Raw genomic sequence first — 22,524 nt, forward strand, 5'->3', positions numbered from 1 at the left:
CGGGCTCCGGGTTCAGACGGTGTAGTGGACTCCGGCTACGGCGACGGCGACATCGCCGGCGAACTCGGGCCGCGCCTCGGCCATGACTTTGGTCTGCGATGTCCAGACCGGGATGTGCGTCAGCAGGAGGCGTCGGGCTCCGGCGGCTGTCGCTGCCTGGCCCGCGCGCTTGCCGGTCAAGTGCACATCCTTGATGTCGTCGTCGCGCCCTTCTTCGAAGGCGGCCTCGCACAGGAAAAGATCGGCGTCGCGGGCGGCATCCTCAAGGCCCTGGCACGAGTCGGTATCTCCCGAGTATGTGAGGATCCTGCTCACCGCCTTGCCGTCCTTGTCCGGCTCGGTGACCTCGACGCGCAAGGCGTAGGCCTCTTCCACCGGGTGATTCACGGCATACGGTGTCACGGTGAACGGTCCTAGCTGCACGGATTGGCGTTCGCTCCAGTTGCTGAAGTCGAATTCCTCGTGCATTCCGGGGTCCAGCTCGAGCCCGTAGGCGGTGGCCATGCGGTCGGCGGTCGCGGCGGGACCCCAGACGGGGATCCTGTCCCGTCCCCAGCCGCCCGGCTTCCAGCGGACGGCCACGTGCAGTCCGCAGAGGTCCATGCAATGGTCCGGGTGCAGGTGGGTCAGGAAGATGGCGTCGATATCTTCGAGGTCCGTGTAGCGCTGAATAGCCCCGAGGGCGCCGCTGCCGAGGTCCATGACGATCTTCCAGTGGCGTTCACCGTCGTGCGCGGTCAGCAGATAGCACGACGCCGGAGAGCCGGGACCGGGGAAGGAACCCGTGCAGCCAACAATGGTCAGTTTCACTGGATGCGGCCCCCGCGGGCCGCGCCGAATTCGTTCACGGTGAACGCTGCAGGGTCGACGAAATTGGACGTCCTCGCATGATGGCCGCCGGCGCGGGCGGCCTCCAACATTTCCGGGGTGATGCGCGCGAGGCTTCCGGTCGGGTATTGGGCGGCCACATGGTCCACGTGCCGTACGGACAGGACCTCCGGGCCGAGGAAACGGCGCGCCAGGGTTTCGAACTGGGCGGCGTCGCCAGTGGCCATGAAGTCGTGCCGGGGCAGGCCGGGATCGGTCCGTTGGATCCCGTGGGTGGCCAAGGCGCGGTAAACGTCTTTGGCGGTTTCCTCGGCGCTCGACACAAGGGTGACGTCTTCCCCCATGACGAAGGAAATCACGCCCGTGAGCAGGGGATAGTGCGTGCAACCCAGCACCACGGTGTCAACACGGGCGTCCCTGAGCGGTTCCAGGTATTCGTGGGCCGCGGCCAGCAGCTCGGGACCGGTGGTGATGCCGGCCTCCACGAAACTCACGAATTCCGGACAGGCCACCGAGGTGATGGTCAGGTCCGGGGCAGCGGCGAAGGTGTCCTCGTAAGCGCGGGAACCCACCGTGGCGGATGTCCCGATCACGCCGATCCGGCCGGACCTCGTCGCGGACACCGCCCGGCGGACTGCGGGCTGGATGACCTCGATGACGGGAATCCCGTAGCGGGCCGTGTAGCGTTCACGGGCATCGCGCAAGACCGCTGCCGAAGCTGAGTTGCAGGCGATGGTCAGGAGTTTCACGCCGGAGTCCACGAGTTCGTCCATGACGCCAAGGGCATTTGCCCGGACTTCAGCGATCGGGAGCGGCCCGTACGGTCCGTTGGCAGTGTCTCCCACGTAGATGATCGACTCATGGGGCAACTGGTCGATGATTGACCGTGCCACGGTGAGTCCGCCGACTCCGGAATCGAAGACACCGATGGGGCGTGATCCCAACAAAGGGTTGGGTGCTGTGCTGTTCAGTGTTTCCGGCTTGCGCTGGGATTCCAACGCCGCTGCGGCGCTCTCCCCATCCGATACCGCGTCCGATGCTGAGTTCATGATTCTTAGAGAATAAGCCAAGGCATGTGCTGCAGCCACGACATGTGGCGGGGGCCTCGTGTCTGTTTTGTCACACGGCCGGCCACAAGCCCCACTCAGGGCTTCCGGTCCATCGAGGCCATCATGGCCTGGACCAACGATTCCTGGAGCCAGGTGGTGAAGTTGTAGACGAGCGCCAGGTAGCTCTCTACGTCTTCGGCCTGGGACCAGTCCTGCATGGCGTGGACATGGTCGGCATCAGCCTCGTCGCGGATATCGAGGCGCTCGGCCAGCACCAAACGAACATCGTTGAGCGCCATGGACCAGAGCTTGGCCTCCTCCGGGGTGAGGACGAGCTCGTTGCGGTCCAGGCCCATCGCGGCGGCCCGAAGGGCGCCGATTTTTCCTTCCCGCAGCGAGCGCTCCGTGAGCTGACGGAACTCGAGGGACGCGGCGTCGTCGTTCTTCATGACGTTCGGCAGGAGCCGCAAGAGGGCGCGATCGGACGGTTCCTTGACGTTCATGTCCAGGCCGATCAAGGCCGTCAGGGGGTCTTCGTTGCTGGACAGCTCCGGTTCCAGCATTGAAATGACATCGTCCACGAGTCCGCGCAGGAGTTCGCGCTCGGCGGGCTCAAGGTAGCCGGTAATGCCCTTGAGTCCGTACTTGAAAGCCTTAGCCACGTGCGCCACCCTTGCGTCCCCGGCCGTCGCCGCTGCTGCTTGCCTTTTCAACCGTTGCCCACAGACCGTAGCCGTGCATGGCAACCGCGTGCTGCTCCACTTGTTCCTTGCCTCCATGCGCCACGATGGAACGGCCCTTCTTGTGGACCTCGAGCATGAGTTTGTTGGATTTGGCCTCGGAATAGCCGAAATAGCTCTGGAACACGTAGCTCACATAGCTCATGAGGTTGACGGGATCGTTCCACACCACCAGGTTCCAAGGGATGTCGGCAGCGCTGAGGACGTCGGTGGACGACTGCTCCGAGAGGTCCGTCCGTTCTTTCCCCTTTAAGCCTGCGTCTGTCACTGTGCAGGTGGCTGTATAAGTGCCGGGGGCTGTGCCGGGGCCGACGGTAGTGGTCATCTGTCCATTCTAATGGTGATGGATGGGCGGACTAATGGCGGTTGAGCGAAACGAGACGTGGGAGGCGGTGGATGGGCCCACACCGGCGAGGGCCCCGCGTTGAGCGAAGCGAGACGTGGGAGGCGGTGGGGACTAGAGTGAATTTCGTGAGTAGATCCGTCGCCTGGGACCACCCCCGCACGTCGTTGTACACCGATCACTATGAGCTGACCATGCTGGAAGCTGCCCTCCATTCGGGCGCGGCGCACCGGCGCTCCGTCTTCGAGGCCTTCGCGCGCCGCCTGCCCGACGGCCGCCGCTACGGCATCGTCGCCGGCACCGGCCGGCTGCTTGAGGGGATCAAGGACTTCCGCTTCGGAGACGCCGAGCTCGCGTTTCTCGATCAGAACAAAGTAGTTGACAGGCAGACACTGGACTTCCTCGCCGACTACAGGTTTTCCGGCGACATCTGGGGCTATCCGGAGGGCGAGGCCTACTTCCCCGGCTCCCCCATCCTGATCGTGGAATCCACGTTCGCGGAAGCGTGCATCCTGGAAACGTACATCTTGTCCGTGCTTAACCATGACACCGCGATTGCTTCGGCTGCCTCCCGGATGACCAGCGCGGCCGGCAACCGGCCGTGCATCGAGATGGGCTCCCGGCGCACCCAGGAGGAATCCGCGACGGCGGCAGCCCGTGCCGCGGTCATCGCCGGTTTTGGCAGCACCTCCAACCTTGAGGCCGGCCGGCGGTATGGCATCAAGACCGTGGGCACGGCCGCCCACTCGTTCACGCTCCTGCACGACACCGAGCGCGAGGCCTTCGAAGCGCAGATCGCCGCCTTCGGGCCGGCCACGACGCTCCTGGTGGACACGTACGACGTCGAGGCCGGGGTACGCACCGCGGTGGAACTCGCGGGTGACAAGCTCGGGGCAGTCCGCCTCGACTCCGGAGACCTCGTGGCCCAGGCCCAGTGGGTCCGTGAGCTGCTGGACAACCTCGGCAACACCAACACCCGGATCGTTGTCACTTCGGATCTCGATGAATATGCCATCGCCGCCCTGCAATCGGCCCCGGTGGACGTGTACGGCGTGGGCACTTCACTGGTCACAGGATCGGGAGCCCCGACGGCCAGCATGGTCTACAAGCTCGTCAGCCGGACCAACGATGCCGGGGAATTCGTTCCGGTGGCCAAGGTAGCCAAAAACAAGGCCAGCGTGGGCGGCCGCAAATACGCCCTGCGCAAACTCAACGAACTCGGCATCGCCACCCTGGAGATCGTGGGCATCGGACACCGGCCGGAGGACGACGGCAACGACCGCCCGCTGCTCCAGCAGTTCATCAAGAACGGCGAACTGCTCCCGGGATGGACGGGACACGAGGGCGTGGTCCGGGCACAGGAACGCCACGCTGCCACTATGGCCGAACTCCCCCCGGTAGTCCGGAGGCTGCAGCGCGGCGAGCCGGCAATCCCCACCGTCTATGAGGAGGACTGAATGTCCCGTGCCCTGATTATCGTGGACGTCCAGAACGATTTCTGCGAGGGCGGGTCGCTCGCCGTGGAAGGTGGCGCCGCCACGGCTGCTGCCATCAGCGAATACCTTGATGAGAACCACCAGCACTTCGACCATGTCGTGGCCACGCAGGACTGGCACGTGGACCCGGGCAGCCATTTCTCGGAAACACCGGACCTTGTGGACAGTTGGCCCCCGCATTGCCGCGCAGGGAGCAAGGGCGCCGAACTCCACCCGGATCTCGACGCCGAGTACATCCAAGCTTACTTCCGCAAGGGACAATACACCGCGGCCTACTCAGGCTTCGAAGGAGTCCTCGCTCCCGAAGACGAAGTGCCCATGGGCGAACTAGCGCCCGGCGCCGACCCCTCCGTCGAGCTGGAAGAGGACGCCCTCGGGCTCGATGACTGGCTGCAGAGCCACGGAGTGGAGGAAGTGGTGGTGGTAGGTATCGCCACGGACTACTGCGTCAGGGCCACCGCACTGGACGCCGTGCAGGCGGGCTACTCCGTGACAGTGATCGGTGAACTCACTGCCGGAATCGCCGAGGATCTCGACGAGACCTACGCGGAACTGGAAGAAAACGGCGTCGAACTCGGGCAGCGCTAAGGGGCGGGGCCCCGCCAAGCAGTTCTACTTCCGTCCGATGAACCAATCCTGGAGCTTGCGCAGCCGCGACTGCAATTGCTCCTCGTTCGCCTGCGCGACCGCCGGTCCGCCGCACACCTCGCGCAACTTGTTATGGACAACGCCGTGCGGGGTACCGGTGCGGGCCGACCAGGCCGCGACGTTCTTTGCCAGCTCATTGCGCAGGTCCATCAACATGCGGTGGTCCGGAACCGCGGGTGACGCGGCGGCAGCCAACGGAGATTGGCGCTTCTTCCTCGACTGCTGATCATGCTGCCGCTGACGGAGCAACGTTCCCACTTGTTCAGCGTCGAGCAGCCCGGGGATCCCGAGGAAATCAAGTTCGTCCTCGGAGCCGATATCGGCTCCCGTTCCAAATTCGCCGCCGTCGAACAGCACCCTGTCAAAGGATGCCTGCGAATCAAGGGCCTCGAATTTGCCCTTCTCCAAGGAGTCCGAGGCCTTCTCTTCGCGGTTGGCCTCGGCCATCAGGTTCTCTTCGGGGTTGAAGAGGCCGTCCGGGTCTTCCTTCTCCGGCCGGTCCAGTGCGTGGTCGCGCTCGGCTTCCATCGAGTTGGCCAAGGCCATGAGGGGCGGCACCGACGGCAGGAAGACCGACGCCGTTTCCCCGCGTTTGCGCGCACGGACGAAGCGGCCCACGGCCTGGGCGAAGAACAGGGGCGTGGAGGTGGACGTCGCGTAGACGCCGACCGAAAGCCGGGGGACGTCGACGCCTTCGGACACCATCCGCACGGCGACCATCCAGCGCTTGTCGCTGGCGGTGAACTCCTCGATCTTGTGCGAAGCCTTGGAATCATCGGACAGGATCACCGTGGGCGACTGACCTGTGATCTTCTTGAGCTGACCTGCATAGGCGCGGGCGTCGTCGTGATCCGTGGCAATGACGAGGCCGCCGGCGTCGGGCACTGTACGGCGCACCTCGCCGAGGCGCTTGTCGGCGGCAGCAAGAACCGCGGGGATCCATTCGCCGCCGGGGTTCAGCGCGGTCCGCCATGCCTGGGAGGTGATGTCCTTGGTGACGGCGGCCTCGCCGAGCGATGCCGCCATTTCGTCTCCCGCGCTGGTACGCCAACGCATCTGGCCCGAATACGCCATGAACAGCACGGGACGGACAACGTGGTCCCGCAAGGCGTTGCCGTAACCATAGGTGTAGTCCGCCTTCGAGCGGCGGATGCCGTCGCGGTCTTCGGCGTATTCCACGAAAGGGATGGGTGAGGTATCGGAACGGAAAGGCGTGCCTGTGAGCGCCAAGCGTCGCGCCGCAGGATCGAAGGCCTCGCGCAATCCGTCGCCCCAGGACAACGCTTCGCCACCGTGGTGGATTTCATCGAGGATGACCAGCGTGCGGGCGGCCTCGGTCTTGGCCCGGTGGAGCATGGGCTTGCTCGCCACCTGCGCATAGGTGACCGCGACGCCGACGAAGCCCCTGCCGTGCTGGCCGTCGGAATTCTTGAAGTTCGGATCGATGGCAATGCCCACCTTGGCCGCGGCGTCCGCCCACTGCCGTTTCAGGTGGTCAGTGGGAGCGACGATCGTCACGCGGTTCACAGTTCCACTGTCGAGGAGTATTGAGGCAATCCGCAGGGCGAAGGTGGTCTTACCGGCTCCCGGCGTTGCCACGGCGAGAAAATCGCGCGGGCTCGCGTTGAGGTACAAGTCCAGCGCTTCCTGCTGCCAGGCGCGCAGCTTCGGGGCGGTTCCCCAGGCTGCGCGTTCCGGATATGCCGGAGGCAGCGCGGGGCCGCCGAAGATTGTTTCAGTCACGCGGATTCCCCCTGACCAGCAACGATTCCAAGCAAGTCCGCTGCGGCCAGCGAAACCCAAATAACCACAAAAAACACCAATCTGTTCCGGACGCGCCGAATCACGCAGGGCAGCAAACAGGCAGGAGAAAGCACTCCCCCGCCTACTACCAGGAAATACCCGACTACTTGGGCTTACTCGCTACTTGGAGCCGCCCGGGCCGCCTTTGTCTCCGCCGTCGTTACCGGGGCGAAGTCCTTCATAGATTTCTTTGCACTCGGGGCAGACCGGGAACTTCTGCGGGTCCCGGCCAGGGGTCCACACTTTGCCGCACAGGGCAATCACGGGTTCGCCTGTCAGGGCGGACTCCATGATCTTTTCCTTGCGGACATAGTGCGAGAAACGCTCCCGGTCACCGGGTTCCACTTCCTGGCGCACTTCCTCGCGCTCAATGGTTGCAGTGGAAGTTCCGGCTCCGGAAAGCTCGCGCATGGGATCGTTTTCGAATGGGTCCGGAGGCAGCGTCGTCATGCCATCCATCTTAGCCGCTGATGCTTCGCGATCAGATGCACCGCGTCAGATGCTCTGCCATTTCGGCTTGTTGTCATAGGTGTGGCGGTAGTAGTCGGCGAGCTTGAGCGAGGAAGCCGCAGCCTCATCGATCAGGATGGTAGCGTGCTGGTGCATTTGCAACACCGATGCCGCGCAGATGGCCGCCACCGGCCCCTCGACAAAGTCCCTGACGGTCTGGGCTTTCTGCGCCCCCGTGGCAATCAGGACAACGTGCCGGGCGTCCATGATGGTTCCCAAACCCTGCGTGACCACGTGGTGGGGAACGTCGTCGATACTCTTGAAGAAGCGCGCGTTGTCCTTGCGGGTCTGCTCGATCAGCGTCTTGATCCGGGTCCGCGAAGCGAGCGAGGAACCGGGCTCATTGAATCCAATATGGCCGTCCGTGCCCACGCCAAGGATCTGCAGGTCAACGCCGCCGAGTGCCCGCATGGAGTCCTCGTACGCCTCGCAGGCTGCGGGAAGGTCGGCCGCGGTACCGTCCGGGCTGTGGACGTTGGCGGGGTCGATATTGACCCGGTCCGTGAACTCACGGCGGATGACTTCACGGTACGACTCCGGATGCCCGGGTTCGAGCCCGACGTATTCATCAAGGGCGAAGGCGTGTGCCTGGCTGAAGTCGAGTCCCTTTTCCTGGTGGCGGCGTGCCAGTTCGTCATAGACAGGGAGCGGAGAGGACCCTGTGGCCAGGCCCAGGACGGCGTTCGGCTTTCGGCGGAGCAGTGCCTCGATGGCATCCGCGGCAAGCGCCCCGATCTGTTTGCTTCCCGGAAGGATGACAACTTCCATCGTCCACGACCTTTCTAGCTGTGTTTCCCGGATGAACTGGTTCAAACTCGAGGTTATCCCATGTCCCATAACTTGTCATTGTTGGTCATGGAATCAACGGTTGACGCTCAATTGTGCGAAGAGCTCGGGCCCGCGCCGGTCAAGCCAGCGTCCGCCGATCCGGACTCCCGACACGAACAATGCCACCCCAAGAACCGTACCAATTGCCAGATTGATCCATCCCCACAGCGGATCGCCCGTGACCGACTGGACAATCACGAGGACAAGTTCCGGAAGGACCAGGAGGAACAGCACCGCCATTCCTCCGAACTGGACCGCCAGTGTCTGGGCAACGTTTCCCGGCGGCTTCTTGAACGGACTGTCACCTGGCAACGGCACAGTGGACGTGTACCGCGCCGACACGACGGAGGCCAAGCCGAGGCCCGTGAACAGCACGCCCAGGGAAAGCCCAAGGAGACCGGGCAACCAGCCCCATTCGCCGGTCAGGAAAAAGGGCCCCACGGCGAAGATCAACACCACCGGGAGGGCGAAAGCCATGCAAGCCAAGGCCCGGCCGAGCCGGTCATGAATGCCGCGGACCCCGGTGGCCAGGTGCAAGGCAAATGCGGTGTTGTCGTAGGAGACATCCGCGGCAATGGACCATGCGAGGACAAAGGCAGACATGGGCCCCAGAATCACCAGCATGGAGTAGCTTCCGGACTGCCCGGACTGGAACAGGAAAATCACGGGCAACAACGGGACCACCATCAGCGAAGCTGCGTAGCGCGGATCGCGGATCCAGTAGCTGAGGGAGCGTGCGGCAACCGCACCGGTGGGAGTTGCCGGCAGCAGTCCGAACAAGCCAAGTTTCCCGCCGCGTTTCCTTGATCCACCGGAATATGGCGGAGTGACCAGCGCCCGCTTGAGCAAGGCATTCCAGGCGGCAAACAACACGAGGAGAGTGGCGAGGGCGATCAATGCCTTCAGGCCGGCGGCGGCAAAATCTCCGGACGCCAAATCCCCGCCAAGCGACCAGGAAGCTCCGAGTGGAGTCCAGGAGACCGTCCGGGCAAGTTCCGGGAGGTAGCCCGTAGAACCGGAGACTCCCCTGAAGACGCCGGCCACGATCGGTCCCATCAGCACGAGTGGCCCAAAGACCACAATGCTGCTCACATCTTTGAAACGGCGGGAGGCCGCGAGGCTGGCAGTCGCCGTCGTGATGACTTTCGACAAGACCACGCAGCTCAGCACGCCTAGCACGGCACCCAGCAGGGCGCCGAGCACCGCCGGCACGCTGCGCCACCATGTCGCCGCGGTGAATAACGCCACAATCGTCGTGGACAAGCCCGGCAATCCGATGAATCCGGCGAGGGCAAGCCCGGTCAGCAGCTGGCGCATCGGGATCGCCGACGTCGTGAAGCGGGAAGGGTCAAGCGTCATGTCAGCGGCCGAGGCCATCAGGGGCACGATTGCCCAGGCCAGGATCGCGGCGGCGCCACCGAGGACGACGGCGGTGTGGGCCGTCTCGGCGTCGGCCCACCGCAGGGCGACGAGCGTCACCACGAGGGTCGCGACGACTCCCAGCGCATAGAGCCCGCCGATCGCGATGCCCACAAGCTGGCCCGGGCTGCGCCGGAAGCCGTTCCGCAGGAGCCGCCACTTCAGGCTCAGAAGGTGCGCAACCATTCCAGGCCCCCCGTCTGGTTTCCGCCGCCCACGAGCTGCACAAACCGGTCCTCGAGCGTGGCACCGTCACGGACCTCGTCGACGGTTCCGGCGGCGAGGACCCTGCCGGCAGCCACGACGGCTACGTGGTCGCACATGCGCTGCACAAGGTCCATGACGTGGCTCGAGACGATGACCGTCCCTCCCGAGGCCACATAATTGTCAAGAATTCCCCTGATGTTGGCTGCCGAGACGGGATCCACGGACTCAAAGGGCTCGTCCAGCACCAGCAGCCTGGGCGCATGGATGAGCGCCGACGCGAGGGCAATCTTCTTTGTCATGCCGGCGGAGTAGTCAACCACGAGGGTGCCGGCGTCGCCGCTGAGATCCAGCGCGGCCATCAGCTCTCCCACTCTTTGGGCAACAACGTCCCTGTCCATGCCACGGAGCAAGCCGGCGTAGGTGACCAGCTGTTCACCCGTCAAGCGGTCGAAGAGACGGACGCCGTCGGGCAGTATCCCCATCAGTTTCTTGGCTTCGAGCGGCTTCGTCCACACATCCACGCCGTGGATGTAGGCCGTGCCGAAATCCGGCCGCAAGAGCCCGGTGGCCATGGACAACGTGGTCGTCTTGCCCGCCCCGTTGGGACCAACGACGCCGTAGAAGGAGCCGGCGGGGACATCCAGGCTGATGCCGTCGACGGCGATTTTGCCGCCGAAGCGTTTTGCCAGTCCGCGCAGGGCCAAGGCAGGCACCGGGGAGATGGGAGGGGAACCGGGAAGCTGGACAGTCATGCAGCCAGCCTAGCCCCGGGGAAGGTTCCAGGAGTCGTCCCGGAGGGGGAACTACGGGGCCCCTTTTCCGGAGCAGCCTCATCCCAAAGGACTAGCTCTTAGAAGCTGTGCCGTGGAACTGCGCGCTGATACTGCGGCGCCCAATCCAAGGGGAAGCCGAGTTCAAAAGCCGCGCGAAGCCACCAGTGCGGATCGCGGAGGGCTCCCCGTGCCATGAATACGCCATCGGCTTGGCCCGTGGCCACCGTGTGTTCGGCCTGTCCTGAGGATGTCAGGAAGCCGACTGCACCGGTGGGAACCCCTGCTTCGCGCCGGATCTGTTCCGAGAATCCCGTCTGGTATCCAGGACCCGCCTTGATCCGCTGGTGGGCCACACCGCCTCCGCTGGAGACGTCCACCAAGTCCACGCCGTGCTCGGCCGCCGCCCGTGCAAGGCGCACGGAGGCGTCAATGTCTACGCCACCCTCGGCCCAATCACTGGCGGATATCCGCAGCAGCAACGGCATCGAATCGGGGATGACCGCACGGACGGCGTCGATGACCGCAAGCATCAAGCGGTTTCGTGCCGCCTCGCTGCCTCCCCAGGAATCGTCGCGCTTGTTGATCAAGGGGCTTTGGAATTCGTGCAGGAGGTAGCCATGCGCGCCGTGGATCTCCACCGTGTCGAACCCGGAGTCCACGGCCCGCGAGGCTGCCGCCGCGAAATCCGAAATCACGGCGTGGATGTCCTCATCGCTCATTGCAAGCGGACTTGCAAGGCCGGCAAACGCCTCGTTACCCGGACCCCGGGCCACCCACCCGCCGTCGGACTCCGCGACGGATCCGCTCTCTTCGGCGAACGGCCAGTAGGTGGAAGCCTTGCGGCCGGCGTGCGCCAGTTGGACGCCGATCTTGCCGCCCACGGCACTGTTGCGGTGGACGAAGTCCACAATCCGCTCCCAGGCGGCCGCCTGCTCGTCCGTGTACAGTCCGGCGTCGCGCGGACTGATCCGCCCCTCGGGGCTGACGGCCGCTGCTTCGGTGAGGATGAGGGCCGCGCCGCCCGTGGCAAACGCGCCAAGATGCACCAGGTGCCAATCGTTGGGCACGCCGCCCCCGCCGTCGGGCGAGCAGCTGTACTGGCACATAGGGGAAACCCAGCCACGATGCGGCACCGTCAAGGAGCGCAATTGAAGCGGGCTGAACAACGCCGGTTGCGTCATTAGAAGAGGACCCGCGCCAGACCTTGCCGGGCCTTGGCGACACGTTGGTCCGAAATGCCGACGACGTCGAACAGTTCCAGCAGGCGCACACGCGCCGCCTCACGCTCGGGACCGAAGTTGCGGCCAATGAACGCGATGATGCGGTTGAACGCGTCCTCGATGTGACCACCCGAGATGTCGAGGTCGGCCACCGTGAGCTGTACTTCGATGTTGTCCGGCTCGTCCGCCGCCCGCTGACGCATGGCCTCGGCTTCCGTTGCCGTCAGGAGCTTGAGCCTGCCCATCAGTTCCACCTGGGCGAGTCCGGCCTTGGCCTCGGCATCAGCCGGTTTCTCAGCGAGCGCCTGGCGGTAGGCGGTGGCCGCAGCGGCGTAATCTCCGGCTTCAATGGCATCGAAGGCTGCCTGGTGCAGTGGAGGCAAAGGACGAGCCTCCGCACCCGCGGCGCCCGCGCCGATGCTGCCTGTCACTCCGTTGGCTTCGGCCACCTTGAGGAGTTCGTCGATGAGGGCACGGATTTCCTGGTCCGACGCGGGCCCCTCGAAGAGCGGCACGGGCTGGCCCTTCAAGACCGCGACGGCGGTGGGGATGGCCTGGACCTGGAATGCCTGCGCAAGCTGCGGGAACGCGTCAACATCCGCCGCAGCCAGCACGACTTTGCCGGCGTAACCTTCGACGACAGCTTCGAGGCTGTGGAGGAGGGTCGAAGCCTCCAGGGAGCGGTTGGACCACAAAAGGAAAAGGACGGGAATCTGCGCGGACAGCTGGACGAGATCCTGGAAATTGGCCTCGGTGGCATCTACGCGAAGGGGCTGGCTGCCTCCGGGGCTTCCGCCGGACGCAGCCGGGGCACCATTCGGTGCCGCCGGCGCAGGGCGCCGCAATGCAGAGAGGTCGACGGCGCCGCGCAGGTTGAGCTGGCTGGCAGCGGCTGGAGAGACGGGACGGGATCCTGGCGAACTCATACCGTCCACTCTAGCCGCTGCGCCAACAGCATTTGCCTACTGGAAGCTGGCCCCCACCAGACCGCGGACCGCGGCAACGAGCTTCATGGGAGCAGTCGAGCCTGCCGGTGGAATGTAAATGGCTACCGACTCCGAGAAGGTCTGCACGAGGCCGACTTTCGTGGAATCCCCGCCCGCGAGCACTGCCGCGGCTTTGTCCACGGTCAGGGTGTCGCCATCCGACTTGGGCTTGCTGGTGAAATCGAAGTTCAGCTTTCCCACGACCACGGCGCCGCCGTCGGACGTCCGGAACACAGCCGTATCCGTCGGAGAGGGCGTGTGCGTGAAGGTGAAATTGCCGTTGGTGCCGGACTTGACGGTGCTCGCCTGGTAGTCAAGGACATCGGCAATGTAGGGCGAATTGGTGCCTTCCACGAGCTTGTCCTTGAACGCCGAATCGGCCTTCGTCAAGCGATCGCCCAGGGCTGCCATCGCCTCGGTCCCGCTGTACTGCAGCCCGGGCTTGTCTCCGGCCGCCAACTGCGCGGTTCCGCCCAAGGGAATCGCCGGGAAGGACGTTCCCGGCTGAAGCGGGGAAGTGCTCTTCAGCTTGTAGTTCTCCCGCGGCGAGGCCTGCACGAGGGTCAGGACCTGGGGAACCACGTTGCCATCGCCCTGGGTCAGGGCGATCACTGTGCGTGGCCAGGTTCGCTGGGTGGAGATGACGCTGCCCAGCAGTTTGCTGGACCGGACGGGCATCCGCGCCTCGTGCGTGGCGACCTGGGACCGGATCTTATAGTTCTGTGTGCGTACCTGCAGCTCCGTGCCGTCAACCCTGGGAGCGAGTTTGGAGGCATCACGAGCTGCATCCCCGGCAGCCACGGCGCCGGCGACCTGGTCCAGGATGCGCTTGAGCTGCGCGTCCACCACGACGGGGACGTTCTGCGCACCGGCGGTCCCTGCGGGGCTCGCCGTCGCGGATCCGGACGGTGTCGCGGATCCGGAGGGAGAAGGAGTCTCGGCCGCTTGGGCGCTTGCCGCGGTGCCGCCGACGAGGGCGGTCACAACAGCTGCAGCTACAAGCGAAATACGAAGTGCGGGACCCCCGTTTGTGCCTTTGTTGGTCTCCTCGGCAGGTGCGTCCTCGCCGATGATTTCCTTGCCGGTTTCCTTGGCGGTGTCTTCGCCGGCGGTCTCCGGAACAGTTTCCGTGTTCCCACCGCCCCGCGGACCGTTCAGGCGGGAGCCCCGGCCCCTGGTGAACTTGCTGACGAACGGCAACGCCGCACCCGCGACGATGAGGATCGCGCCAATGACAATAAGCGGGACCGCCCACGGCATAGTGGCATCGTTGGCGAACGTTATGGAGACCGACGACGGAGCCGGCTTGGTTCCGTCGCTAGCAAGGAGGAGAGACCAGTTGCCACTCGCGGGAGGGGTAAAGGTGTAGTCCAGCTGTCCGTTGGCGTTCTCCGTTTGCACCCACAGGTCCGATCCGGCAGGCGACGGAGAGCTTGCTTCGCCGTCGGTGCCGGCAACCTGGAGGGACTTGCCGTCCTCGGAGACACCGGTGATGCTGTTGTGCGCGGTCTTGCCTACCCACGCATCGACGTCATCCGGACGTCCGACAGCCAACACGAACTTGCCATCGCCCTTGATGCTGATTTGTCTGGGACCGCCCTTGTGGGTCAACACATCTTGGGTTATCACGGTCAGCGGAGCGGCTTTGGAGTCACCGGGGGCGGACGCGGTTACGGTCTCGGCCGGGGCCCAAAAGGTCAGCTGGCCAATGCCGGCCAACAGTGTCAGCAGGCCAAGCAGCACCAGCGAAACTGCAGTCTTCAATCGCACAGGAATACCAATCATCAGCGGTCGTTGAACTTCAAGGGTAACGGTTTTGTTACCAAGGAGTCAGTTCGGGGCCCTCCCGAAGGGCTTCCCGCCGCATGGCTCACCCTCTAGAATTCGCCAATTCCGGCCTGCTGATAGTGTGGCGAACAACATGACATCGGGCGCTCCTGGAGCCTGACCGCGGAACGAAAAGGCAGCTGAAGCACGTGAAAGAGCGCAAGGATCCCACTCCAGCCAAACAAGAACCGGGGACCAGCCCGGATGGCTTGGCTGATGGGTCTGCCAGGGACGGCAAAGATCATGGTGAGGGACTGATGGCGTCCTTCGTGCGCCGCCTCCGCCAGCCCATTCCCGGAGCCCAACCGCGGGTCCGTTTCGAAATGCCTCCCGAACTTGAGCACACTGCAACAACCGAGCCCGCCCAGGATGAATCCGACGGTGCGCGCTTCGGTTCCCCCGGCCCCAGAATGTCCGCGCAACATCCCCTGTACGTCGGTTTCATGGGCACGGCCGGCGTCGGCGTCGCCCTCATGCTGTATTACATCGGCACCAGTACCGTCCAACTGTTGTTGTGGATCGTTACGGCCCTGTTCATTGCCTTGGGACTTGACCCCGTGGTCCGTGGGCTTGAGCAGCGCAAGGTGCCGCGCCCTGCCGGCGTCGTCATCGCCGTCGGGGTCCTCGTTGCTGGAGTAGCGGCGTTTTTCGCCACCCTGATCCCCACCATCGTGGAACAGGTCTCGCAGATCGTGCGGCAGGCTCCGGACTGGATCCGGGGCTTCGTGGATTCGGATTTCTTCCGGTCCCTCGACAGCCAATTCGGCGTCCGCGACAAGATCAGCCAGGAACTCGACAAGTTCGTCAAGAACCCCGACGCCATGGGTGGTATCTTCGGCGGCGTCGTCGGTTTCGGATCCACGGTGGCCAACGGGGTCTTCGGAACGCTGATCGTCCTGGTCCTCAGCCTCTACTTCCTCGGTGCCCTGCCTGCCATGAAGAGATGGGGATACCGGCTCGCACCACGGTCACGCAGGCCCCGGGTGGAGGCGCTGTCCGAGGAGATCACACGCTCGGTGGGCAACTATGTGATCGGCCAGGTTTGTGTCGCCTTGCTCAACGCGTTGTTCGCGTTCATCGTCATGAGCATCCTGGGCATTCCGTTCAGCGTCCTGCTGGCTTTCGTGGTTGCCCTGCTTGCGTTCATCCCCTTGGTGGGAGGCTTGATTGCCGCTGTGGTGGTCATCCTGGTAGCCCTGACCGCCGGCTGGCAGACCGCCGTGATCTACGCCATCTGCTACTTCGCTTATCTGCAGTTCGAGGCCTACTTCATCTCGCCGCGCATCATGCAGAAGGCCGTTGCCGTTCCGGGTGCTGTTGCCGTGATCTCGGTGATCGCGGGCGGTAGCCTACTGGGCGTGCTCGGCGCCTTGATCGCCATCCCGACGGCGGCAGCCATCATGCTGCTGATCAAGGAAGTCTTCATCGTCCGGCAGGACCGCCACTGAGCGGTGACTGTCAGGCGGTGACTGTTAAGCCGTAACGATCATGCCGTGGCCACTGGGCCTGTCCATTGGCGCGGCAGGCCGTGCGGTCCCGCACCGGCTTCCGTCACGTCGTCCACGATCTCGTCCAAGACCCGGGCAGCGTACTTCTCACCGACCCACAGGTGCTTCGCGCCGTCGATCCCCAAGACCCGGGCCTGGGGCACCAGGCTGAATCGTTCGGCGGCCTCGGCGGGCCGAAGATAGTCGTCGTGTTCCGGAACCAGGACCGTCAGCGGCTTCACCGAAGCAGCCCATTCCTTCAAGTGCACATCCGTGGCACGGTGGAGCGGCGGGGACAGGAGGACGGCACCCTCCACTTGGGAAGCCACGGGCTCCACGGCACCGTACATCAAGGCCAGCTCGGTGCCGAAGGACCAGCCCACCAGCCAGCGATTCGGAAGCCCGCGTTCCACCGCGAAGCGAACAGCGGCCTCGACGTCGTACCGCTCACCGATTCCTTCGTCGAACTGCCCCTGGCTGGTACCCCGGGGCGAATGCGTTCCCCGCGTGTTGAAGCGCAGGACCGCGACGCCGGCGAGTGCCGGAAGCCGATAGGACGCCTTCCGATAGACGTGCGAATCCATGAACCCGCCGTGCGTAGGCAGGGGGTGCAGCGTAATAAGGGTCGCCGAGATCTCGCCCGACTCCGGCAGTGCCAGCTCACCCACAAGCAACTTGCCGTCTTCGGTGCGGAACTCCACGTTTTCGCGGTGCGCCGGCAAGACCGTGGATGCCCTGATGTCCGTGGCAGACTCCGGCTGGCTGAAAACGAGGGAAGCGGGATCGAAACTCATGCTTCCAAGCGTAAGTGCTCAGCGGTACCTGTACGTTCGGCCCGTCCAGCAGTTGTTGTGCCAGTGGCGCCGTTCCGCCAACCCTGCGGCATCGCCGAAGAGGTGCGTCTCGGACCACACCACCAAATGGGCGATTCCGGGCACGATGGCCATCGAACAACCAGGACATATATAGGTCTTCTCAGCATTCCGTGCGGTCATGGTCCGGACCATCCAGTCGCCGTCGGGGGCACTTTCCCTGCGGGCAATGCCCGAACGGGCACGTTCCAGATCCAGTTCCGGCGACTCGCCTGTCCGTTTCCAGCTTGCCTTGGCTGATTCGGTGCGTCGGGGGCGGTTGGAGCGGGGCATGACTCCATTCTGCCCCAGTCGCTGGTTGCGCGCGGCAGGGGTGGCGGCAGAGGAAGTAAAGTGGAGCGGGTGCGACTCGTCATAGCCCGTTGTTCCGTAGATTACGTTGGCCGCCTCAAGGCCCACCTCCCGCTTGCCACCCGGCTTTTGCTCGTCAAATCCGATGGTTCCGTGCTGGTCCACTCCGACGGCGGCTCCTACAAGCCGCTCAACTGGATGAGCCCGCCCGCTACCTTGCGGGTGACCACGCCGGAGGAAACCGAGGTCGAAGAAGGCGTGGTGGAGCAGTGGACCGTGCAGTCGGCCAAGACCGATGACCGGCTCATCATCAACATCTACGAGCATCTCCATGACACGTCCCACGACCTCGGAACGGACCCCGGGCTCATCAAGGACGGCGTCGAAGCCGATCTGCAGCGACTGCTCGCCGAGCAGATCGAAACCCTTGGAGCAGGCTATTCGCTCATCCGGCGCGAGTACTTCACTGCCATCGGTCCGGTGGACATCCTCGCCCGCGACGGCCACGGCAAGACAGTCGCCGTCGAACTCAAACGGCGCGGCGACATCGACGGCGTCGAGCAGCTCACGCGCTACCTTGAACTACTCAACCGCGATCCGCTGCTGGCCCCGGTGCGGGGCATTTTCGCCGCCCAGCAGATCAAGCCGCAGGCGAAGGTCCTTGCCAACGACCGCGGAATCGACTGCATCACCCTGGACTATGACGCGATGCGCGGCGTAGACGACAGCGAGTCCCGCTTGTTCTAGGTGTCCTCGCCGTCATCCCGGGCAGACCGGGTCAGGCGAGGGCCCCGGCAACTAGAATCAAAGCATGACTGTCCCAGACCGGCCTGCAACTTCTTCTGCGCCTGTGCGCCACTTGATTACCGGAACCATCGTCAGCGACGGTGTGGTGATCGAAGATGGCCTGGTGGCGGTGGAGGACGACCGCATCGCCTTCGCCGGGCCGGCCGCCGAATTCCACGAAGCAGCCTTCGAAGGGTTCGAGGAAACTCCCCGGACCGATTTCCCTGCTGAGCGGTACATCGTTCCCGGATTCGTGGATGTGCACTGCCATGGCGGCAACGGAGGCGACTTCCCCGGAGCCGATGAATCCTCGGCACGCAAGGCCATCGATTTCCTGCACCGCTCCGGAACCACCACCCTCCTCGCCAGCATGGTCACGGCGCCCCGGGAGGACCTGCTCCGCGGCATCGAGCTTTTCGTACGTTTGGCCGATGAAGGACTCGTAGCGGGAATCCACCTGGAGGGGCCTTTCCTCTCCCATGCCCGTTGCGGCGCGCAGAACCCTGCCTATCTGCTGGAGCCGGACCTGGACCTCATGACCGAGCTGGTTGAAGCCGCTGCCGGCAAGCTCGCCACCATGACCTACGCCCCCGAGCTTCCCGGCGCCGCGGCACTCGTGGACCTGATGACATTCCACGGAGTGACGCCATCTCTCGGCCACACGGATTGCGACGACGCGACCGCGGCCGCCTCCCTCACTGCGGCGCGCGAAGGCTTGGAATCCGCTGGTTTCGACGGGGTCAGCTCCTTGCCGACTGTCACGCACTTGTTCAATGGCATGCCTCCTATGCACCACCGCTCCCCCGGCCCCGTGGCGGCCTCCCTTCGCACGGCCCAGGAGGGCAAGGCCGTGGTGGAACTGATAGCGGACGGCACCCACCTTGACCCGAGCACCGTCGCAACCGTTTTTCAGCTGGTAGGCGCCGCAAACGTCGTCCTTGTGACCGATTCAATGGCGGCGGCGGGACTCTCCGACGGAAACTACATGCTGGGCCCCTCGCCAGTGACCGTGACGGACGGCGTCGCTACTTTGGATGCGACGGGATCGATCGCCGGTGGCACTGCCACCATGCTCGACGTCGTCAGGCGGACCGTTGCGGCCGGCGTCGGGCTCGCCGACGCGGTTGCCTCGGCGACGGCGGTTCCCGCCGCGGTCCTGGGCCTCTCCGATGAACTCGGCGGCCTCCGCCGGGGCCTGCGGGCCGATCTCGTCGTCGTCGACAAAGAGCTTCAACTCGCGGGTGTATTGCGGAATGGGGATTGGCTGGCGTAGGGAAATTGGCTGGCTTTGGCCGAATTTGCAGGCTCCCAATGGCGCATCCAGTGGCGGGCGCGCTTTCTTCCGTTACCTTCTTTTTACTTAAAATTTGTCGGAATTCCCCAGCAGACCGTTGACCTCCAGTTTCCGCCATGAAAGTGTTGTAGCAGTCTTTGTGTAGGTGTGATTCATGCTCGCAAGACGTGTTGCGAGCGTGAAGCTCCTGCGAAGCCAACCAAGCCTTGCTTGGACGGAAAACCAGGTCTTCTCGCGGAGTAACCGAGGCCGGCACGCGGTGTGCCGGACTTAATAGTTCCACAATGAGGAGAAACAAAAATGGCACTGGGCACCGTCAAGTGGTTCAACGCTGAAAAGGGCTTCGGCTTCATTACCCCGGACGACGCTGAAGGCGACGTCTTTGTCCACTACTCCGAGATCCAGACCGGCGGATTCCGCACCCTCGACGAGAACCAGCGTGTTCAGTTCGAGATCGGTCAGGGCGCAAAGGGTCCGCAGGCCACCGGCGTAACCGCCGTCTAGTTTGACTGCTTGAATTCTGCCTGGCAGATTCAGGGAAGGGGTTCCGCACAGGTTGCGGGACCCCTTTTCCGTTTCAGGCGACGAGGGTGCGGAGAAGCTTGGCGGTTTGCCGGACGGACAGCCCCGGCAAGTATGCCCGGCTTAGCGCGGCGCCGATCGCGGGAATCTCCAGGCTGTCTTGGTAGTACATATACAAAGTCCTGTACTCCGGCTGGAACTTCGATTTGAAGCGGGCCAAAGAGCGGAATCCGTAAACAGGCTCCAAGGTCCTGCCAACGAGGTCGAGAATGCCCTCCAAACCGGATTCCCCGCCGGAGAATTCCTCGGTCTCCCCGGCCAAAGGCGAGCCCGAGAGGGAAATGACCTCCACTCCCTGTCGCAACTCGTAGACCGCCGAGGCAATCATGAATTCCATGATGCCGGGGAAGGCGTCGCTGCGCCGGCGCATGAAGTCCAATGTCCAACTGATCACTTGGCCGTCACGGAACACCGGAAGCCAGCTGGTGACACCGTAGACAAACCCTTTGCCGTCGACAGCTATGCAGCAAAGCACTTCATCGTCCATCAGCTCGTCGAGGGAACCCAAGGTAAAGCCCATTTCAGGAACCTTTTTCCTGGCGGCCCACTCTTCCGACACTTCGCCGAGTTGGGAGCGTATGTGTTGCGGAAACTCCGAATAGCGCCCCCACCGGGCTTCAATCCCGGCCTTCAGTGCACGGTTCCTGGCTGTGCGGACGTTTTGCCACGCTTTGCCCGTGAACTCAAGGTCGCGGATGGATAGCCGGGTTTCCTGGGCAACCGCAATTCGGCGAAATCCCGTGGATTGCAGCATCGGCCACAATTCCTCAGTGCAGGAATAGAGGCACGGCACCAATGCATGGTGTGCGCAGTAGTCCAGGAATCCCTCGGTCGCGGCAGTGGCTTGTGCGGGATCACCGAACGGACCGGCAAGGGTCAGTGCGACGTTTCCGTGCTGCTGGTAAGCAACACCGGCGTCCATTCCGGGGGTGAACCAGAACTTGTTCGGCTCCCATAACGCCATCCACGACAGGGACTCCCCGCCGCGCTTGACCAAATCCCTGGCAGCCAAGCGAGCCGGATCGTCACCGCCGGGGCCGTGCTGCCGTTTGAGAAGGAGCGTCCACACTGCGCCCATGGCCACAAGCCAGAAGATAATCCCCGCCCACGCGAACAATATCGACTCGGCAGCGCTTCGCTCTGCGAACACGCGGCCGAAAGCCGTGGGTATGGGCAAGGGAAGATACTGTCGGGCGAGTTCCGCAATGAGCCCCAGGATGCCGCCGTCGTGCGCCAAACCGCCCGAGCCGAGCCAGGCCCCGGTGTAGCCACTCGCCAAAATGAGCCACATACCACCAACCAGCCAGGCCATCTTCCGGCGGAGCGGCGCCCTCGATCCCACTACAAAGTTGCCCCTGAACAGGAAAAGCAGAACCGCCAGGACCAGAGGAACCAGGGCGAGGGTCAGGATGTGGAACACTGCGGAGCCCATGACGACGGTACGGCCCCGTCCTGGAAAATGCGGAATGCTGGCAAACAGCACCAGGTAGGCAAAGGACAGCGCCACCACGCCAAGTTGCACGCCGATGGCGATTTTCAGCGCCAAGCGCCTTCCTTGGCGCATGCCGACCGCGCAGATCAGGAGAAGCAACGCGGGTACCACCGCGAGGGCGACGCCGGCGGGCCCGGGATAGCCCTGGCGTCCAAGTTGAAGGCAGTTGATGTCCACGGTTCCGCCGCAGTTCGCCTGCAATTGGTTGAGCGTGGGAACAGGGTTCAGGACCATTTCGCGGAGCAACGCCAGCGGCCCCGCGGGGCTCCTCACCGCACCCGCCACTAGGGGCCCGACGCCGAAAATCGCCACCATGAGGGACAGCAGGTTTCGCGTTTCACGCCTGGTCGCCCGATGGCTCGGTTGAATGCCGTTGTCGAGCTGGAGCCACAGACCAGCCCCCAGACCGAGCACTGCACCGGTCAGGGCCATGACAGCCGAGGGGTCGCCAACGTACAGGACCAAGAGAAGCGCCACGGACACGACAGTCGCCCTCAGGCGCCGACGCCACAGGGTCGGTAGAAGGCCGCTGGCCGCCATCGAGAGGAAGAGCGTCGCCGGAAGGGGCCCGGAGGTCCTGGCATCCATCATCCGTCCCAGCCAGCCGTCGTCGGCATAGGCTGCCAACTGGACCACCAGCAAAAAGGCGGTGACCGTGGCAAACTGCCCGCCAAAGAAGCCCGCCGCGGTCCGGAACCACCCCAGCTTGCGCTCTGAAGAACCCAACAACACGACCAACAACAATGAGCTCATGACGTAGTCGAGAGGGTTGGCGGCAAAAAACATAGAGGTCCAGATGGACCACCAGTCCCCCGCCTTCAACCCTCCGCCGCTCACGCTCGAAAGATGCCGCAACACGTCAGGGCCGTACCCGAGATCGGAGTCGAAGATCGCCGGAGCGAGAAGGTAAAGCGCGAGCACAATCACCGTGAAGGGGATCGCGCCAATATGGGCAGCCACGTTGCCCAGGATGGCCCGGGCAAGGGTTGCCACCATCTTCCGGGCGGGCCTGGCATCTTCGGGGTCAGCCTGGTCCTTGGACA

Annotated in this window: 21 protein-coding genes; 6 read left to right on the plus strand and 15 right to left on the minus strand. The window is 64.2% G+C overall.

The genetic code is table 11. The annotated features are described in order from the left end of the window. Nucleotides 1-12: 12 nt before the first annotated feature. The 4 genes from AC4CS3_RS00635 to clpS all read right to left on the minus strand — a co-directional run bounded on the left by AC4CS3_RS00635 (nt 13) and on the right by clpS (nt 2,942). On the minus strand, nt 13-810 hold the full coding sequence (locus AC4CS3_RS00635; RefSeq protein WP_490781776.1) for an MBL fold metallo-hydrolase: 798 nt from the start codon (nt 808-810) through the stop codon (nt 13-15). Further along, nucleotides 807-1,877, minus strand: coding sequence for a glutamate racemase (gene murI, locus AC4CS3_RS00640; protein WP_490781777.1), 1,071 nt, complete (start codon nt 1,875-1,877; stop codon nt 807-809). Before murI ends, AC4CS3_RS00635 begins: the two co-directional genes overlap by 4 nt. Before the next feature lie 95 nt (nt 1,878-1,972). After that, nucleotides 1,973-2,539, minus strand: coding sequence for a DUF2017 domain-containing protein (locus AC4CS3_RS00645; RefSeq protein WP_284988397.1), 567 nt, complete (start codon nt 2,537-2,539; stop codon nt 1,973-1,975). Then, the gene (gene clpS, locus AC4CS3_RS00650) at nt 2,532-2,942 is read right to left on the minus strand and encodes an ATP-dependent Clp protease adapter ClpS (protein ID WP_345449878.1); all 411 of its coding nucleotides are present in this window, start codon (nt 2,940-2,942) and stop codon (nt 2,532-2,534) included. The genes AC4CS3_RS00645 and clpS overlap by 8 nt, the downstream gene beginning before the upstream one ends. Nucleotides 2,943-3,088: 146 nt before the next feature. Between clpS and AC4CS3_RS00655 the strand changes: the two genes are divergently transcribed. Together AC4CS3_RS00655 and AC4CS3_RS00660 are read left to right on the plus strand one after the other, a co-directional pair. Continuing rightward, a complete protein-coding gene (locus AC4CS3_RS00655; protein WP_490781778.1) occupies nt 3,089-4,417 on the plus strand; it encodes a nicotinate phosphoribosyltransferase in 1,329 nt (442 codons plus the stop codon). Next, on the plus strand, nt 4,418-5,044 hold the full coding sequence (locus AC4CS3_RS00660) for an isochorismatase family protein (RefSeq protein WP_490781779.1): 627 nt from the start codon (nt 4,418-4,420) through the stop codon (nt 5,042-5,044). Nucleotides 5,045-5,068: 24 nt separating this feature from the next. Here the strand turns inward: AC4CS3_RS00660 and AC4CS3_RS00665 are convergent, their stop codons facing one another. The 8 genes from AC4CS3_RS00665 to AC4CS3_RS00700 all read right to left on the minus strand — a co-directional run bounded on the left by AC4CS3_RS00665 (nt 5,069) and on the right by AC4CS3_RS00700 (nt 14,635). Then, entirely contained in the window at nt 5,069-6,847 is a 1,779-nt protein-coding gene (locus AC4CS3_RS00665; protein WP_490781780.1) for a DEAD/DEAH box helicase, read from the minus strand. A gap of 180 nt (nt 6,848-7,027) precedes the next feature. After that, on the minus strand, nt 7,028-7,366 hold the full coding sequence (locus AC4CS3_RS00670; RefSeq protein ID WP_236811694.1) for a DUF3039 domain-containing protein: 339 nt from the start codon (nt 7,364-7,366) through the stop codon (nt 7,028-7,030). A 36-nt stretch (nt 7,367-7,402) separates the two neighbouring features. Then, entirely contained in the window at nt 7,403-8,185 is a 783-nt protein-coding gene (gene nagB / locus AC4CS3_RS00675; protein WP_437770746.1) for a glucosamine-6-phosphate deaminase, read from the minus strand. A gap of 93 nt (nt 8,186-8,278) precedes the next feature. Next, complete coding sequence (locus AC4CS3_RS00680; RefSeq protein ID WP_490781781.1) at nt 8,279-9,850, minus strand: transporter; 1,572 nt, start codon at nt 9,848-9,850, stop codon at nt 8,279-8,281. Continuing rightward, a complete protein-coding gene (locus AC4CS3_RS00685; RefSeq protein ID WP_441411740.1) occupies nt 9,832-10,623 on the minus strand; it encodes an ABC transporter ATP-binding protein in 792 nt (263 codons plus the stop codon). Before AC4CS3_RS00685 ends, AC4CS3_RS00680 begins: the two co-directional genes overlap by 19 nt. Nucleotides 10,624-10,721: 98 nt before the next feature. Next, nucleotides 10,722-11,825 carry an NADH:flavin oxidoreductase/NADH oxidase gene (locus AC4CS3_RS00690; RefSeq protein ID WP_490781782.1) on the minus strand — a complete coding sequence of 368 codons (1,104 nt, stop codon included), beginning with the start codon at nt 11,823-11,825 and terminating at the stop codon, nt 10,722-10,724. Next, nucleotides 11,825-12,790, minus strand: coding sequence for a co-chaperone YbbN (locus AC4CS3_RS00695; protein WP_490781783.1), 966 nt, complete (start codon nt 12,788-12,790; stop codon nt 11,825-11,827). Before AC4CS3_RS00695 ends, AC4CS3_RS00690 begins: the two co-directional genes overlap by 1 nt. A gap of 36 nt (nt 12,791-12,826) precedes the next feature. Then, complete coding sequence (locus AC4CS3_RS00700; protein ID WP_490781784.1) at nt 12,827-14,635, minus strand: DUF8094 domain-containing protein; 1,809 nt, start codon at nt 14,633-14,635, stop codon at nt 12,827-12,829. 299 nt (nt 14,636-14,934) lie between these two features. Between AC4CS3_RS00700 and AC4CS3_RS00705 the strand changes: the two genes are divergently transcribed. Continuing rightward, nucleotides 14,935-16,125, plus strand: a complete 1,191-nt coding sequence (locus AC4CS3_RS00705) for an AI-2E family transporter (protein ID WP_490782094.1) — start codon at nt 14,935-14,937, stop codon at nt 16,123-16,125. 38 nt (nt 16,126-16,163) lie between these two features. Here AC4CS3_RS00705 and AC4CS3_RS00710 read toward each other — a convergent pair whose 3' ends face one another. Further along, on the minus strand, nt 16,164-16,958 hold the full coding sequence (locus AC4CS3_RS00710) for an alpha/beta hydrolase (protein WP_490781785.1): 795 nt from the start codon (nt 16,956-16,958) through the stop codon (nt 16,164-16,166). Between the two features lie 18 nt (nt 16,959-16,976). Further along, nucleotides 16,977-17,309, minus strand: a complete 333-nt coding sequence (locus AC4CS3_RS00715) for an Rv1322 family protein (RefSeq protein ID WP_236811708.1) — start codon at nt 17,307-17,309, stop codon at nt 16,977-16,979. A 69-nt stretch (nt 17,310-17,378) separates the two neighbouring features. Between AC4CS3_RS00715 and nucS the strand changes: the two genes are divergently transcribed. From nucS to AC4CS3_RS00730, 3 genes are all read left to right on the plus strand, one after another. Then, nucleotides 17,379-18,074, plus strand: coding sequence for an endonuclease NucS (gene nucS / locus AC4CS3_RS00720; RefSeq protein WP_490781786.1), 696 nt, complete (start codon nt 17,379-17,381; stop codon nt 18,072-18,074). A 64-nt stretch (nt 18,075-18,138) separates the two neighbouring features. Continuing rightward, nucleotides 18,139-19,386 (plus strand): N-acetylglucosamine-6-phosphate deacetylase, encoded by a 1,248-nt coding sequence (gene nagA, locus AC4CS3_RS00725; RefSeq protein WP_490781787.1) that lies wholly within the window; start codon nt 18,139-18,141, stop codon nt 19,384-19,386. Nucleotides 19,387-19,707: 321 nt separating this feature from the next. Then, entirely contained in the window at nt 19,708-19,911 is a 204-nt protein-coding gene (locus AC4CS3_RS00730) for a cold-shock protein (protein WP_028264741.1), read from the plus strand. Between the two features lie 73 nt (nt 19,912-19,984). Here AC4CS3_RS00730 and AC4CS3_RS00735 read toward each other — a convergent pair whose 3' ends face one another. Next, on the minus strand, nt 19,985-22,477 hold the full coding sequence (locus AC4CS3_RS00735; RefSeq protein WP_490782095.1) for a bifunctional lysylphosphatidylglycerol flippase/synthetase MprF: 2,493 nt from the start codon (nt 22,475-22,477) through the stop codon (nt 19,985-19,987). Nucleotides 22,478-22,524 lie beyond the last annotated feature (47 nt).

It is taken from the genome of Arthrobacter sp. SE2 (genome assembly GCF_058244265.1).